Origin of the sequence: Pseudomonas sp. CMR5c (assembly GCF_003850545.1) — a bacterium.
GTDB classification, from domain to species: domain Bacteria; phylum Pseudomonadota; class Gammaproteobacteria; order Pseudomonadales; family Pseudomonadaceae; genus Aquipseudomonas; species Aquipseudomonas piscis.
The window spans coordinates 1,468,826-1,483,584 of sequence record NZ_CP027705.1 but is presented as its reverse complement, the minus strand read 5'-3'; the positions used below and the strand labels follow the sequence as shown (position 1 = coordinate 1,483,584).

The following is a 14,759-nucleotide window of genomic DNA, read 5'->3' as shown; positions in this document are numbered from 1 at the left end:
TCGTTGCGATGGAGCTAAGTTAACCAAAGAGGCGCAGGGGAAAATTGACCGGCGTCAATGACGCCAAGGACGGGGGGAGAGGAAGGGGGAATAACTGACCTATATCAACGGAAAACGCCCTGTTCAGCGCTTTTTCGGTTTGTTTTTTGGTTTTTTCTTCGGCTTGCCCAGCGGCATCGCTTGCTCGAATGCCTGGCGCACTTCATTCAGGCGTTTTTCGTTGAGGTCATGCACGCGCTTGGCGCGCTCGGCGTTCAGGTCGATCAACTTGGGTTCTTGATTCATGGCGTGCATCACGAAAGATCAATGGCGAATAGGGGCAATAATGCGGCGTGACGCAGCCCCTGACCAGTCATCTGACCTGTGTCGGCGCAATAAAATCTCTGCCTCGGAAGTTTTTTATCCGCACAATGGCCCCTTGAACCGTCCCAGGAAAGCCACCGTGGAAATGCCCAAGCACCTGCCGCCGCTGCTGGCCCTGCGCGCCTTCGAGGCCGTGGCCCGGCACCTGAGTTTCAGCAAGGCCGCCCAGGAGCTGTGCGTCAGCCAGAGCGCCGTCAGCCATCAGGTGCACAAGCTCGAAGAGCACCTGGGCCAGCCGCTGTTCATCCGCCGCACCCGGGCCATCGACCTGACCCACGCCGGCGCGGCCTACCACCGGCAGATCCACCCGGCCCTGGAGCAGATCGCCCAGGCCACCCAGGCATTGCAGGCCGTACCTGAACCCAAGGTGCTGCGCGTCGGCCTGCTGGCCTCCTTCGCCACCTTGTGGCTGGCACCGCGCCTGTCCGACTTCAACCGACGCTACCCACAGATCCAGCTGGAGCTGCAAGCCTCCATCGAACTGGCGGATGTCGCCGGGGCCGAGGTCGACCTGGCCATTCGCTACGGCAAGGGCGTGTGGCCCAGGGTCCGCGCCACACGCCTGCTGGCCGAACAGCTAGCCCCGGTCTGCAGCCCCGAACTCAAGGCCACGACCCTGGACCGGGCCCCACGGCTGATGGCGCACTCCCAGCAGCCCTTCGAGTGGCACGACTGGAGCGCCAGCCATGGTTTCGACCTCAGCTCGCACCCGCCCGTGATGCTGCACGACTACAACATCGTGGTGGAAGCGGCGGTGGCCGGCCAAGGCCTGGCCATGGGCCGGCGCCGCTTGATCCAGCGTCACCTGGACCAAGGCCGCCTGGTGCAAGCCTTCGACCTGCCGCCCCTGGACAGCCAGATCGGCTACTGGCTGGTCACTGCTGAAAACGGGGCAAGCCCGACCGCGCACTACTTCGCCCAGTGGTTGCAAGAACAGGCCGAACATCCATGAGCCATTTGGATACATCGGATTAGATCTATCCGTTTGTCGCCCCCGGAGCGAAAGCCGATGCTGCTGGTCTTTCATCCGAGGACCCGCCATGAACCACTCCTTGAAGCATCGCGTACAGCAACTGGGCCTGGAACTACCGGAGCCCAGCCAGCCGGCCGCCAACTATGTCAATCACGTACGCAGCCAGAACCTGCTGTTCATCTCCGGCCAGATCCCCCTGCTGCAGGGCCAGCCCGCCCTGCTCGGCCGGCTCGGTGAGAACCTGTCGCCGGAACAAGGCGCCCAGGCGGCCGAACTGGCCGCCCTCGGCCTGCTGGCACAGCTGAGTGCTGCACTGGATGACGACCTGTCGCGCTTGCGTAGCATCAGCCGGCTCGGCGTGTTCATCGCCGCCAGCGGCGACTTCCAGGGCCACAGTGGCGTAGCCAACGGTGCCTCGAACTTGCTGGTCAATGCCCTCGGCGACAAGGGCCGGCATGCCCGTACCGCCGTGGGTGTGGCCAGCCTGCCCGCCGGGGTCGCCGTGGAAGTGGACGGGATCTTCGAGCTGCAACCGTGACCCTGTTGGGCCCGGCTCAGCACGCCCGGCTACGCCAAGCCACGCCGGGTTGCGCACGGGTCTGTCATTTCAACCATGCCGGCGCTTCGCTGCCCAGCCAGGGCACCCTGGACGCCATGTACCAGCAGTTGCAGCACGAGGCCCAGCAAGGGCCGATGGAGGCCGCCACGACGACAGACTGGCCGGAGCGGGCCCGCTGCCTCGCGGCCCGTTTGCTCAACACCTCGGCCGAGGCGATCGCCTTCGCCAGCAGCGGCTCGGCCGCCTGGAGCCTGGCCTTCAACGCCCTGCCCCGCTGGCGCAGCGGCGACCGGATCCTGGTGGGCCGCCACGAATGGGGGGGCAACCTGGCCTGCATGGCGCCGGCGATCGCAGCGGGGGCGCAACTGGAAGTCATTCCCTGCGACAGCCATGGCGCGGTGTCGGTCCCGGCCCTGGAGTCGATGCTCGATGCACGGGTCCGCCTGATCGCCTTGACCTGGCTCCCGGCCAACGGCGGCCTGATCAACCCCGCAGCAGCCATCGGCCACCTGGCGCGCCAGTGGCATGTTCCCTATTTCATCGATGCCGGCCAGGCCCTGGGCCAACTGCCCTGTGATGTCCAGGCCCTGGGCTGCGACGTGCTCAAGGCCGCCGGACGCAAGTATCTGCGCGGCCCGCGGGGTACGGCACTGCTCTATGTGAGGCCTGGTTTTCTCGAACGGTTGCAGCCCCAGCAACGGGATGTGCTGTCAGCGCCCTGGAACGGCCAGGGCTTCAGCCTGCGCGGTGATGCCCGACGCTTCGAAACCAGCGAGGTGTCGCAGGTCTTGCTGGCCGGATTGGCCAATGCGCTACAAGAACTCGAGGAAATCGGCATCCAGGCCATCGAGCAGCGCATCGCAAGCCTCAGCGGGCTGCTGCGCACAGCCATGGACCGCATACCCGGCCTGCAACGCCAGGACCTGGGCACGCCTGGGCGGCAATCCGGGCTGATCGCCTTCACGCTCAAGGGCTGGGACAGTCTTGCCCTCAAGGCGCGACTGGCACGCCAGGGCATCAACATCGGCGCCAACGGCGTGGCCTACACCCCGCTGGACATGCAGGCCCGGGGCCTGGCCAGCATCGCGCGGATCGCGGTGAGCCATCTCAATACCGAAGGGGAAATCCAGCGCCTGCTGCGGGCGCTCGAAGAGCTGGCCCAAGGGGGGCCGGCGGGCTAGACCTGTACGTCCACCCAGAGGCCCTGGCGCGGGGCGTCCTCGATCAGCGGTGCCACCGGCACCGTGTTGTCGGCATTCAACTCGTCCCCGGGCACCGCCAGGTGCTGCTCGGGATCGTCCTGTTCCTCGCGCTGGCGCCGCTGCCGTTCCTGCTGGCGCTGCTGTTCCTCGCGCAGCAGCAAGGCCGACTGCTCGGCATCGCGCTTTTGCAGGTCGATGGTGCTTTCATTGGAGCTCTCCTGCACCGGCACCACGGGTGGGATATCCGGCCGCTGGCGGATCGGATCCTGCTGTGAAGTGACGGGCACGGCACTCAAGGGGAGCATCGGTGGCAGCATGTTATAGGTCTCCTGTCAGCAGGCTGTCGGCTGCGGCATGGGCGACTTGAGCCATCGGTCGCAAAACTGTGACCCAGTCGTCAGCCGATAGTGCCCGCTACCCCGACGAACGCAGCGCTTACGCTACTTTTTATCCAGGGGTTTTCATCAGAATCCTTTGGACTGCAAGCAGGTTCCGTTAAGATAGTCGGCTTTTTCAAAGCGGGAGTCAGGCAGCATGGCGCAGCAGTATCAACCGGGGCAACGCTGGATCAGTGACAGCGAAGCGGAGCTAGGTCTAGGCACCGTTCTGGCACAGGACGGCCGCTTGCTGACCGTGCTCTACCCGGCCACTGGCGACACTCGCCAGTATGCGCTACGGAATGCGCCCCTCACCCGCGTGAGGTTTTCCCCGGGTGACAGCATCACCCACTTCGAAGGCTGGAAGATGACCGTGCAGGAAGTCGAGGACGTCGACGGCCTGCTGGTCTATCACGGTCTCGACGCACAGAACCAGCCCGTCACCCTGCCTGAGACCCAGCTGTCGAACTTCATCCAGTTCCGCCTGGCCAGTGACCGCCTGTTCGCCGGGCAGATCGACCCGCTGGCCTGGTTCTCGCTGCGCTACCACACCCTGGAACACACCAGCCGCCAGCTGCAATCGCCACTCTGGGGCCTGGGCGGCGTGCGTGCCCAACCCATCGCCCACCAGTTGCATATCGCCCGTGAAGTCGCCGACCGTATCGCGCCGCGGGTACTGCTGGCGGACGAAGTGGGCCTGGGCAAGACCATCGAGGCCGGCCTGGTGATCCATCGCCAACTGCTGTCGGGCCGTGCCAGCCGGGTGCTGATCCTGGTTCCGGAGAACCTGCAGCACCAGTGGCTGGTGGAAATGCGCCGGCGCTTCAACCTGCAGGTCGCGCTGTTCGACGAAGAACGCTTCATCGAAAGCGATGCCAGCAACCCGTTCGAAGACACCCAGCTGGCCCTGGTGGCCCTGGAATGGCTGGTGGACGACGAAAAGGCCCAGGACGCGCTGTTCGCCGCCGGCTGGGACCTGATGGTGGTGGACGAAGCCCATCACCTGGTCTGGCACGAAGAACAAGCCAGCCCGGAATACACCCTGGTCGAGCAACTGGCCGAGACCATTCCCGGCGTCCTGCTGCTGACCGCCACCCCCGAGCAACTGGGCCAGGACAGCCACTTCGCCCGCCTGCGCCTGCTGGACCCCAACCGCTTCCACGACCTGGCGGCCTTCCGCGCCGAGAGCGAGAACTACCGTCCGGTGGCCGAAGCCGTGCAGGAACTGCTGGACCAGGGCCGGCTGTCCCCCGAAGCGCACAAGACCATCCAGGGTTTCCTGGGCAACGAGGGCGAAGCCCTGCTGGCCGCCGTCAACGATGGCGACAGCGAAGCCAGCGCACGCCTGGTGCGTGAATTGCTGGACCGCCACGGCACCGGCCGCGTGCTGTTCCGTAACACCCGCGCCGCGGTCCAGGGCTTCCCGGAGCGCAAGCTGCACGCCTATCCGCTGCCGTGCCCGGACGAATACCTGGAGCTGCCCCTGGGCGAGCATGCCGAGCTGTACCCGGAAGTCAGCTTCCAGGCCCAGCCCGAGGCCAGTGACGACGACCAGCGCTGGTGGAAATTCGACCCGCGGGTCGAGTGGCTGATCGACCAGTTGAAGATGCTCAAGCGCACCAAGGTCCTGGTGATCTGCGCCCACGCCGAGACCGCCATGGACCTGGAAGACGCCCTGCGCGTGCGCTCCGGCATCCCGGCCACGGTCTTCCATGAAGGCATGAACATCCTCGAGCGCGACCGCGCCGCCGCCTACTTCGCCGACGAAGAGTTCGGTGCCCAGGTGCTGATCTGCTCGGAAATCGGCAGTGAAGGCCGCAACTTCCAGTTCGCCCATCACCTGGTGATGTTCGACCTGCCCGCGCACCCGGACCTGCTGGAACAGCGGATCGGCCGCCTGGACCGGATCGGCCAGAAGCACGTGATCGAGCTGCACGTACCCTACCTGGAGACCAGCCCGCAAGAGCGCCTGTTCCAGTGGTACCACGAAGCGCTGAACGCCTTCCTCAATACCTGCCCTACCGGCAACGCCCTGCAGCACCAGTTCGGCCCGCGTTTGCTGCCGCTCCTGGAAAATGCCGACGACGGCCAGTGGCAGGCCCTGATCGACGAGGCCCGCGGTGAACGCGAGCGCCTGGAAGCCGAGCTGCATACTGGCCGCGACCGCCTGCTGGAACTGAACTCCGGTGGCGCCGGCGAAGGCGAGTCGCTGGTGGAGGCGATCCTCGAACAAGACGACCAGTTCGCCCTGCCGATCTACATGGAGACCCTGTTCGACGCCTTCGGCATCGACAGCGAAGACCATTCGGACAACGCCCTGATCCTCAAGCCCAGCGAGAAGATGCTCGACGCCAGCTTCCCCCTGGGCGACGACGAAGGCGTGACCATCACCTACGACCGTGGCCAGGCCCTGTCCCGCGAGGACATGCAGTTCATCACCTGGGAACACCCGATGGTGCAGGGCGGCATGGACCTGGTGCTGTCCGGTTCCATGGGCAACACCGCCGTGGCGCTGATCAAGAACAAGGCGCTCAAGCCCGGCACCGTGCTGCTGGAACTGCTCTACGTCAGCGAAGTGGTCGCTCCACGCTCGCTGCAACTGGGCCGCTACCTGCCACCGGCGGCCCTGCGCTGCCTGCTGGACGCCAATGGCAACGACCTGTCGCCACGGGTGGCCTTCGAAACCCTCAACGACCAGCTGGAAAGCGTGCCCAAGGCCAGCGCCAACAAGTTCATCCAGGCCCAGCGCGACCAGCTGGCACCGAAGATCAACGCCGGCGAAGCTAAGATCGCCCCACGTCACGCCGAGCGCGTGGCCGAGGCCCAACGGCGCCTGGCGGCCGACCTGGACGAAGAGCTGGCGCGCCTGACCGCGTTGCAGGCAGTCAACCCCACCGTCCGCGACAGCGAGCTGGTGGCCCTGCGCAAGCAACGGGAGCAAGGCCTGGCCATGCTCGAGAAAGCCGCGCTGCGCCTGGAGGCGATCCGGGTCCTGGTAGCAGGCTGACTCCCCGGCTTCGGCACCACGAAAAAGGCCCGCACATGCGGGCCTTTTTTATCGTCGTCCGTAACAACCGTGCCATCAGGCCGTCGCTGGCGCTCCAACCGCCTCGCCCGGCGCCAGCCCGTCGCGCATGCGCTGGGCATCGCGCACGAAGCTGCGCGAGGCAATGAACAGGAACACCAGGGTCAGCAGCAGCGCCACCGGGATCAGGTACATGGCATCGTGCAGGCCGATGGCCTTGAACGCCTCGGTCATCTGCACGGCCCCGGCGGCGTCCATCGCCGCATGGGCAAAGCGGTCGGACAACGCCCCCACCACCACCGGCCCCAGGCCGCCACCCAGCAGGTACAGGCCGGCGAAGAACAGCGCCATGGCGGTGGCCCGCAAACGCGGCTCCACCACATCCTGGATCGCGGTGTAGACGCAGGTGTAGAAGTTGTAGGCGAACAACCAGCCGATACTGAACACCGCCACGAACACACCGATCTCGATCCGCCCGGCATGCAGGGCCCAGGCTGTGCACAACGTGGAAATCAGCAGGCTGCCGGCGGCGAACAACAACCGGCCATTGGCCACCCGCTGGTGGATCTTGTCGGCGATCCAGCCTCCCAGGGTCAGGCCTACCAGGCCGGTCACCCCGACAATGATCCCCGTGGCCACCGCCGCCTCCTGCAAGGGCATCAGGAAGTAGCGCTGCAACATCGGCACCAGGAATGAGTTGCAGGCATAGGTGGCGAAGTTGAAGGTCAGGCCGGCCAGGGTCAGCCAGAGAAAGGTCGGGATCGCCAGCACCCGGCGGATCGGCCGCTCGATGCGTTCCTGGGACACCTTGCTGGCTTCCGCCGCCCCGCGCTTGGGCTCCTTGATGAAGAACATGAACACCGCCAGCAACAGGCCCGGTACCGCGGCGATGAAGAACGGCGCGCGCCAGCTGTCGAATGCCTTGACCATCGCCCCGATGGTGAAGAAGGCCAACAACAGGCCCAGGGGCAGGCCGAGCATGAAGATGCCCATGGCCCGGGCCCGGCGGTGGGCCGGGAACAAATCGCCGATCAACGAGTTGGCCGCTGGCGCATAACTGGCCTCGCCGATGCCAACGCCCATGCGCACCAGCAGGAAGCTCCAGAAACTGCCCACCATGCCGTTGACTGCGGTGAGCCCGCTCCAGACCGCCAGGCCCCAGCCCATCAGCTTGCTGCGCGAGCCGGTATCGGCCAGCCGCCCCAGGGGCAGGCCGGCGATGGCGTAGACGATGGTGAAGGCGGTGCCGATGATCCCCAGCTGGAAGTCGCTCAGGTGCCACTCCATGCGGATCGGCTCGATGATGATCGCGGGAATGGTGCGATCGAAGAAGTTGAACAGGTTTGCCAAAAACAACAGGAACAGAATGCGCCAGGCATTCGCCGCTTGAGTCGAGTTATCCATGGGTCGATCTCTCTTATTGTTATTGGGCCAGACACACGCCTGGAAACTGCAATCTAGTCAGCCACGGGGCAACTGTCTGTGATCATTCGCCAGCCTGATACCCGGGCATCGCGCCGCGCCCTGGCAAGCTCCGGCAAACGCTCCACCCAGCAGCCTCGCCCATCGCCCCACAGCCCCCGTAACCCGGGGCTTTGCCAATATTTTCAAGGGCTTGGCCGAGGCTGAAAAAATACCTGGCGCCCCCCCTTCCCAAGCCCGATGCGAAGCCTAGAATAGCCGCCTTGCCTCCCCCCTTTCCCACCCCTTCCCCGTTGAATACGCCTATGTCCGAAGCCAGTCCGTGTCTGAATTGCGGTGCCTGCTGTTCATACTTTCGTGTGTCTTTTTTCTGGGGCGAATGCGCCTCGTCCGGCGGAACGGTCCCCGACGAACTGGTGCAGAGCATCAGTCCCAGCCGGGTAGCGATGCTCGGTACCGACTGCAAGTCGCCACGCTGCATCGCCCTTGAAGGAGAAGTCGGCAAGGGTGTGAGCTGCTCGATCTACGCCCAGCGTGGCAGCCCATGCCGGGAGTTCGAGGCTTCCTGGATCGACGGCCAGCACAACGCCGATTGCGATGCCGCCCGGGCCGCGTTCGGCCTCGCGCCATTGGAACCGGCGAACGATGAGCCCTGGTACGAGGAAAGCGCTTAGCACCATTGGCGATAACCCCCATAAGCAAATCATTAGGGCCAAAGTGCCACCGCCCATTGCAGCCACCGAGTGCCTTCTATACTGCAAGCACTCGTTGGCGCTGATCCGCCGACGCCAGACGACTAAAAAAGACATGGGCACGCTATGGATTGGCTGGGTCTGCATTTCATTACCGAGCTTCCGGATAGCGGGCAGGTGGTCCTCCATTGCACCCACAATCCGGTTCTAGTGCTGCTGGCCTACCTGGTGGCCTGCGCCGCCAGCTTCGCCACCCTGGACATGGCCGAGCGCGTCAGCCATGTCGAGCAGCCAAGCAGCCAGCGCTTGTGGCGTTGGGTCGGCGCCTGCTGCCTGGCCGGCGGTATCTGGTCCATGCACTTCATCGCCATGCTGGCGTTCGAGGCGCCGCTGGAAATCCACTACGACCTGCCGCTGACCCTGCTATCGCTGTTCATCGCTCTGATCGCCGCCTGGCTGGCGATGAATACCCTGAGCCACATGCAACTGCCGCTCTGGCGCTACTGCCTGGCCGCGCTGTGGATCGGCCTGGGTATCAGCGCCATGCACTACGTGGGCATGGCGGCCATGCGCTCCAGCGCCAGCCTGTACTACGACCCCCGGATCATGGGGCTGTCGCTGCTGGTGGCCATCGGTTGCAGCCTGGCGGCGCTCTTGTTGTCCCGGCACCTGCGCGATGGCAGCGGGATATTCCACCAGTTGCTCAAGTACACCAGCAGCCTGGTACTGGGCGGCGCCATCGTCCTCATGCACTTCACCGGCATGTGGTCCATGACCCTGGCCTTGCCCGCCGGGGCGCTGCCGATCGCGGTGACGCCCGATGGCAACCTGCAACTGGGGCTGGCCGTCTGCGCGATCATCCTGCTGGTCATCGGCAGTGGCATCAGCGCAGCCCTGGCGGACAAGAAGCTGCAGCACAAGGAGCGCGACCTGCGCCGGGTCAACGCCCTGCTCTCGCAGCTCGACCAGGCCCGCGCATCCCTGCAGCACGTGGCCCACTACGATGCCCTGACCAACCTGATCAACCGCCGCGGCTTCAACCAGCTGTTCGCTGAAAAGCTGATGGAGAAGAACACCTTCGGCGGCATGCTGGCGGTGATGTTCCTCGACATCGACCACTTCAAGCGCATCAACGACAGCCTCGGCCACGATGCCGGCGATGAACTGCTCAAGGTCATCGCCGGGCACATCAAGAACTCGACCCGCAACCATGAGGACGTGGTGGCGCGCCTGGGCGGCGACGAATTCTGCATCCTCATCAACCTGTACGGCCGCGACGAGGCCAGGAACATGGCCCAGCGCATCATGCAGAAGATGAAGGAGCCGATCGAACTGGGCGGGCGGCGCATGGTGATGACCACCAGCATCGGCATCAGTATCTTTCCCGACGACGGCAAGACCTGCGAGGAGCTGCTGAAGAACGCCGACCTGGCCCTCTACCAGTCCAAGGACTCGGGGCGCAACAGCCTGCATTTCTTCAGTTCCAACCTCAAGACCCGGGCCACCCTGGAACTGCAACTGGAAGAAGAATTGCGCAATGCGCTGCGCGACAACCAGGGCTTGCAGCTGTACTACCAACCGATCTACGACCTTCGCAGCGCCCGGGTCACCAAGCTCGAAGCCCTGGTGCGCTGGCAGCATCCACAGCATGGCTTGTTGAGCCCGGATCGCTTCATCAGCATTGCCGAAGCCAACGGCATGATCGCCGAGCTGGACAGTTGGGTGCTGCGCAAGGCGTGCGAAGACCTGGCCTACCTGTCGCGCCACGGCCGCGGCGAACTGAAGATCGCAGTCAACTGCTCGGCGCTGAACCTGACCCGCGAGGAACTGGCCGGGGAGATCGAGAGCGCCCTGCGCGACGCCCAGGTGGCCCCCCAGCGCCTGGAACTGGAGGTCACGGAAAACGCCCTGATGGGCAACATCGCCAGCACCCTGGCGCTGCTCAAGCAGATCCGCGGCCTGGGAGTATCGCTGTCGATCGACGATTTCGGCACCGGCTACTCGTCCCTGGCCTACCTCAAGCGGCTACCGCTCAACACCCTGAAGGTCGATCGCTCGTTCATCCAGGACATCCCCAAGTCGACCCAGGACATGGAGATCGTCCAGGCGATCATCGTCATGGCCCATACCCTGCACTTGCAGGTGGTGACCGAAGGGGTGGAGACCCTGGAGCAACAGCAGCTGCTGGAGCACTACGGCTGCGACTACCTGCAGGGCTACCTGCTCAGTCGGCCGGTACCGCTGCTGGAGCTGCCCGAGGTGCTGGACGAACTCGACCAGCGCCATGCCGGTGCCCTCAAGCCTCGGCTGTCGGATCCCGATAGAGCTGAACCAGAGTCGCTGGATCTTTTTCCAGATAGCCTTGCCCACCATGCAGACGCATCAACTGCGCAGCTAACCCGCTGATCGGCGTCGCCGCGCCCTGCTCCCGGGACAGTTTCACCGCGCCATCCAGGTCCTTGAGCAAGGTGCGGACATGCCATTTCACCGGTTCGAAACGACTCTCGGCCATCTGCGGAGCGAGGATCTGCAATGGTCGCGAATCGGCGAAGCCACCGGCCAGGGCCTCGGCCAACAAACGCGCATCGACCCCGGAACGTTCGGCCAGGGCCACCACCTCGGCAATCACCAGGGCATTGCAGGCGACGATCATCTGGTTGCAGGCCTTGGTCACCTGGCCCGCGCCCACCGCGCCCATATGCGTGACCCGCTGCCCCATGGCCAGCAACACCGGGCGCACCCGCTCGACATCCGCGGCGGTACCGCCAGCCATGATCGCCAGGCTGCCGGCCTCGGCGCCCTGGGTACCGCCGGATACCGGAGCGTCGACCCAACCCATGCCCGTATCGCGGGCCAGGGTGGCGGCCATCTCCCGGGTCGCCGCCGGTTCCAGGCTCGACAAGTCCAGCAGCAACTGGCCAGGCCGGGCGCGTTCGGCGATCCCGCCGGCGCCGAAGACCACCTCGCGCACCACCTCGGTATTGGCCAGGCACGACAGCACCAGGTCGGCCTGGTCGCAGAGCTGCGATGGCGCGGCAACTTGTCGCGCCCCGGCGGCTACCAGTGGCGCGCACTTGCGCGGGTTGCGGTTCCACACCACCAGCGGATAGCCCGCAGCCAGCAGGCGCTGGCACATCGGCAGCCCCATCAGGCCGATTCCGGCAAAACCGAGCGTAGGTAACGCTGACATCATATTGCCCTCATTTGATTAAAGATCATCGGATACTGGCCGATCCATCATGATTCAGGAAAGGATTCCCCCGAGCGTCGCTCAGAAAACACCCTGGCACCTTGGGCAAAATTCGCACTCCACGAAGCTGCGAGGTCCCATTCCGTGATGGCCCGCCGATACCTCGTCCGCGAGCCAACCTGACCAGGCACATGGCGCACAATGACTTCTAAAAACGATCCTGCCAACGCAGTCTCCGAGATGACGCTGACCTCCTACAAACCAAGCCACTCAGATACGAAGCCATTGTCCAGTTCACGCCCCCAGTCGACCCAGCAGTACCTGTATTTCACCGAGACCAACACCGACCGCATCCTCGACAACCTCGACGGCCTGCGTGACACGGTATTCCCGCGTCCGGTGCACCTGGAAGACGAGCAGGAAAACCGCCGCGACCAGGAATTTCCCTCGGTCTGCCTGATCGGCCTCGGCCGCTGCGGCTCCAACATCGCCCTGGACGTGGCGGAGCTGGTGTACAACGCCCGCAAGTTCTACCTCAACGAATTCAACAACGAAGACAAGTCCTACGAAGGCGGCTACAGCCCCGGCCAATGGATCCGCCAGAACTTGCGCCTGGGCCAGAACAAGGCCAGCAAGCCGGTGTTCCTGGTGGAGCCGCTGGTGATGCTCGGCGACCTGGACAAGGACATCGCCGGGCGCATCCGCTTCTCGCGCAAGGGTGAGAAGAGCGGGTTCATCCGCGACTACAGCAAGATGAAGATCATGGACCTCTCGGAAGTCCATGCCGGCGGTGCCGGTAACGCACCGATCCTCGGCCAGTACCTGGCCAAGATCATCCTCAACAAGGACACCCAGCGTTTCTCCAGCCCCGACTGGAAGATGATCCACTCGTACCTGATCGATTCCTGCGGGATCAAGGCCAACCAGTCGCGCCTGTACTTCTCGATCTTCAGCGCCGGCGGCGGTACCGGCTCGGGCATGGCCTCGGAATTCGGCTTGGCCCAGCAGTACTCGTACATGAACAAGACCTTCGACACCAAGCCGATGGACGAGCACGACAGCAAGAGCGGGCACTCCTTCGTCTTCGAACCGATCTTCACCAGCGGCATCTGCGTGCTGCCGAATATCTCCGACCATCGCAGCGAAATGTCCGAGGCCCTGCACATCAACGCCGGGCGGTTGCTATGCAAGTACCTGTCCGAGGAGTGGGACTTCTCCTACAACTTCGATAACGAAGACAGCAGCGAAGCCAGCGTCATGGGACGGATCCGCCCATGGAACGCGATGATGCTGATCTCCAACGACATCATGCGCTACGCCGAAGAAAGCGATGACGGCAACATCCAGAACATCGACGTCAACGCCATGGAGAAGCACGCCAACCAGTACATCTCCCAGCAGATCTTCAACATCCTTACTGCCCAGGCGGTGACCACCGACTACGACCAGAACTACTTCCGGCGCGCCGGCATCGATATCGGCGAGACCATCCGCCTGGACGCCAACGACCTGTTCATGAGCCTGGCCGGCCCGGTGGCGATCGCCTATGCCGAATCCGTGGTGCCCGAGCAACCGGTGCCCACCGGCGACAAGTTCAAGGTGTTCGAGAAAGAGCCGCAGCGCCTGAACATCGACGACCTGTTCTTCCGCTCCATCGACCTGCCGCACTTCAACAAGCAGACCCAGGCCATCGAGGGCATCAGCCTGCTGCCGATCGAATCCAAGCGTTATCGCGCGGCGCTGGAGCAATACAAGGCCTCGGGCTTCGACGCCGCGGCGCTGCATGACCTGCATTTCTTCAAGAACTGCTCGTCGGTGGTGTCCATCGTCTCGCTGCCCAAGGACTACAAGCTGTCCTACATGGATCTGAACCGGCTCAAGACCCACCTCAACAGCCTGTTCCCCAACACCACCCTCAAGCGCTATGCACTGGTGATCGGCGCCTCGGCCAACCTGTCGCTGACCACCCTGATCGCCAAGAGCCCGTGCCTGTCGGACGACTTCCTGACGTTGATCGTGGCTTTCATCAAGCGCTGCTTCGCACGCAATCCATACCGCTTCGACGATACCCTGGACAACTCGGTGCTGGACTTCATCACCAGCGACCACTTCGACGAAGACCGCATCGACGACCTGCTCAACGAGTTCGAGAACCCGGCGAAGATCCTCGACACCAACTGGTATGCGATCAAGCCGATGTACGAGAAGAAGTACCGCGAGCTGATCAACGACAAGGACAAGTTCGTCTCGATCAACGACATCCGCCTGTCGCGCGATTGCGTGAAGAAAGCCATCAAGTACCTGCGGGAAATCTACCGCCACCGCATCGGCAAGACCCGGGTCATCTCCCTCAACCAGCACACCGGCAAGACCGCCTACTGATACCCGAGCACCGGCCAGCCTCATCGGCTGGCCGGTGCTCGGGTCATGCAAAGGGAAAAGATCAGGACGCTTGCGAAGGCTGCCGGGGAACAATTGGGCAGCTCGTCGGATGGGCTTGAAACTGTTCCCCTTCCGTGAACGTCACCTTGGCCAAAAGACCCCGTGGGGCCTTTCTCTACGGCAAGGTGCCATCACTGGATTCACGGTTACTCGGCTACACACTTTTGTCCGACAAAAGCCTGCACCAGTTCAGCGCACGGCCTCAGCTCGACGCCCTTTCCTGGACCAGGATCCAGGGGGATACCACCACCGCCCACAACGTCGGATCGCGTTCCAGCAGATCGGACGCCCGCGTCGCAGACAGCTTTTCAACGTTACCCTGGGCCAACCAGGCCGCCACTTTGTCCGCCTGGTTCTCGGCCACGGCCTGGGCCACTTCGATCAGATCCAGGTCGGCATCGACCCACAATAGGGCACCCTTGGCGAAGAACCGCTCCAGTTCCTTCCAGCTGATGGATGCGGTCTCACCAAGCAGCTTGGCATAGAGGGTGCTAGGTTCTTGAGTCATGGGACT

General features: G+C 64.1%; 11 protein-coding genes and 1 pseudogene. 7 read left to right on the top strand and 5 right to left on the bottom strand.

Features of this window, described 5'->3' with window-relative positions:
* Nucleotides 1-123: 123 nt before the first annotated feature.
* Nucleotides 124-267: a hypothetical protein gene (locus tag C4K40_RS31500; RefSeq protein WP_162165142.1), complete on the bottom strand. Its 144-nt coding sequence runs from the start codon at nucleotides 265-267 to the stop codon at nucleotides 124-126.
* 175 nt (nucleotides 268-442) lie between these two features.
* On the opposite strand from C4K40_RS31500, the gene gcvA reads away from it, so the two are divergent.
* From gcvA to C4K40_RS06855, 3 genes are all read left to right on the top strand, one after another.
* Nucleotides 443-1,315, top strand: a complete 873-nt coding sequence (gene gcvA, locus C4K40_RS06865) for a transcriptional regulator GcvA (protein WP_218188679.1) — start codon at nucleotides 443-445, stop codon at nucleotides 1,313-1,315.
* Nucleotides 1,316-1,403: 88 nt separating this feature from the next.
* Nucleotides 1,404-1,874 (top strand): RidA family protein, encoded by a 471-nt coding sequence (locus C4K40_RS06860; RefSeq protein WP_053135494.1) that lies wholly within the window; start codon nucleotides 1,404-1,406, stop codon nucleotides 1,872-1,874.
* Nucleotides 1,875-1,879: 5 nt separating this feature from the next.
* On the top strand, nucleotides 1,880-3,076 hold the full coding sequence (locus C4K40_RS06855; RefSeq protein WP_053135714.1) for an aminotransferase class V-fold PLP-dependent enzyme: 1,197 nt from the start codon (nucleotides 1,880-1,882) through the stop codon (nucleotides 3,074-3,076).
* Here C4K40_RS06855 and C4K40_RS06850 read toward each other — a convergent pair.
* Nucleotides 3,073-3,414, bottom strand: a complete 342-nt coding sequence (locus tag C4K40_RS06850) for a hypothetical protein (protein WP_022642750.1) — start codon at nucleotides 3,412-3,414, stop codon at nucleotides 3,073-3,075. The two genes, C4K40_RS06855 and C4K40_RS06850, sit on opposite strands and share 4 nt — an antisense overlap.
* 217 nt (nucleotides 3,415-3,631) lie before the next feature.
* Here C4K40_RS06850 and rapA point away from each other — a divergent pair, with 217 nt between their 5' ends.
* A complete protein-coding gene (rapA, locus tag C4K40_RS06845; protein ID WP_053135497.1) occupies nucleotides 3,632-6,481 on the top strand; it encodes an RNA polymerase-associated protein RapA in 2,850 nt (949 codons plus the stop codon).
* 75 nt (nucleotides 6,482-6,556) lie between these two features.
* On the opposite strand, the pseudogene C4K40_RS06840 reads toward rapA, so the two are convergent.
* A pseudogene (locus tag C4K40_RS06840) lies at nucleotides 6,557-7,927 on the bottom strand (spinster family MFS transporter); the annotation flags it as partial.
* Between the two features lie 299 nt (nucleotides 7,928-8,226).
* Between C4K40_RS06840 and C4K40_RS06835 the strand changes: the two are divergent.
* Complete coding sequence (locus tag C4K40_RS06835) at nucleotides 8,227-8,595, top strand: YkgJ family cysteine cluster protein (RefSeq protein WP_053135500.1); 369 nt, start codon at nucleotides 8,227-8,229, stop codon at nucleotides 8,593-8,595.
* A 144-nt stretch (nucleotides 8,596-8,739) separates the two neighbouring features.
* Entirely contained in the window at nucleotides 8,740-11,019 is a 2,280-nt protein-coding gene (locus C4K40_RS06830; RefSeq protein ID WP_053135502.1) for a bifunctional diguanylate cyclase/phosphodiesterase, read from the top strand.
* Here C4K40_RS06830 and C4K40_RS06825 read toward each other — a convergent pair.
* On the bottom strand, nucleotides 10,910-11,806 hold the full coding sequence (locus C4K40_RS06825; RefSeq protein ID WP_083456955.1) for an NAD(P)-dependent oxidoreductase: 897 nt from the start codon (nucleotides 11,804-11,806) through the stop codon (nucleotides 10,910-10,912). The two genes, C4K40_RS06830 and C4K40_RS06825, sit on opposite strands and share 110 nt — an antisense overlap.
* A 198-nt stretch (nucleotides 11,807-12,004) precedes the next feature.
* Here C4K40_RS06825 and C4K40_RS06820 point away from each other — a divergent pair, with 198 nt between their 5' ends.
* Nucleotides 12,005-14,185 (top strand): hypothetical protein, encoded by a 2,181-nt coding sequence (locus C4K40_RS06820; protein WP_031321055.1) that lies wholly within the window; start codon nucleotides 12,005-12,007, stop codon nucleotides 14,183-14,185.
* 262 nt (nucleotides 14,186-14,447) lie between these two features.
* Here the strand turns inward: C4K40_RS06820 and C4K40_RS06815 are convergent, their stop codons facing one another.
* Entirely contained in the window at nucleotides 14,448-14,753 is a 306-nt protein-coding gene (locus C4K40_RS06815) for a DUF2288 domain-containing protein (RefSeq protein ID WP_022642744.1), read from the bottom strand.
* Between the last annotated feature and the right edge of the window lie 6 nt (nucleotides 14,754-14,759).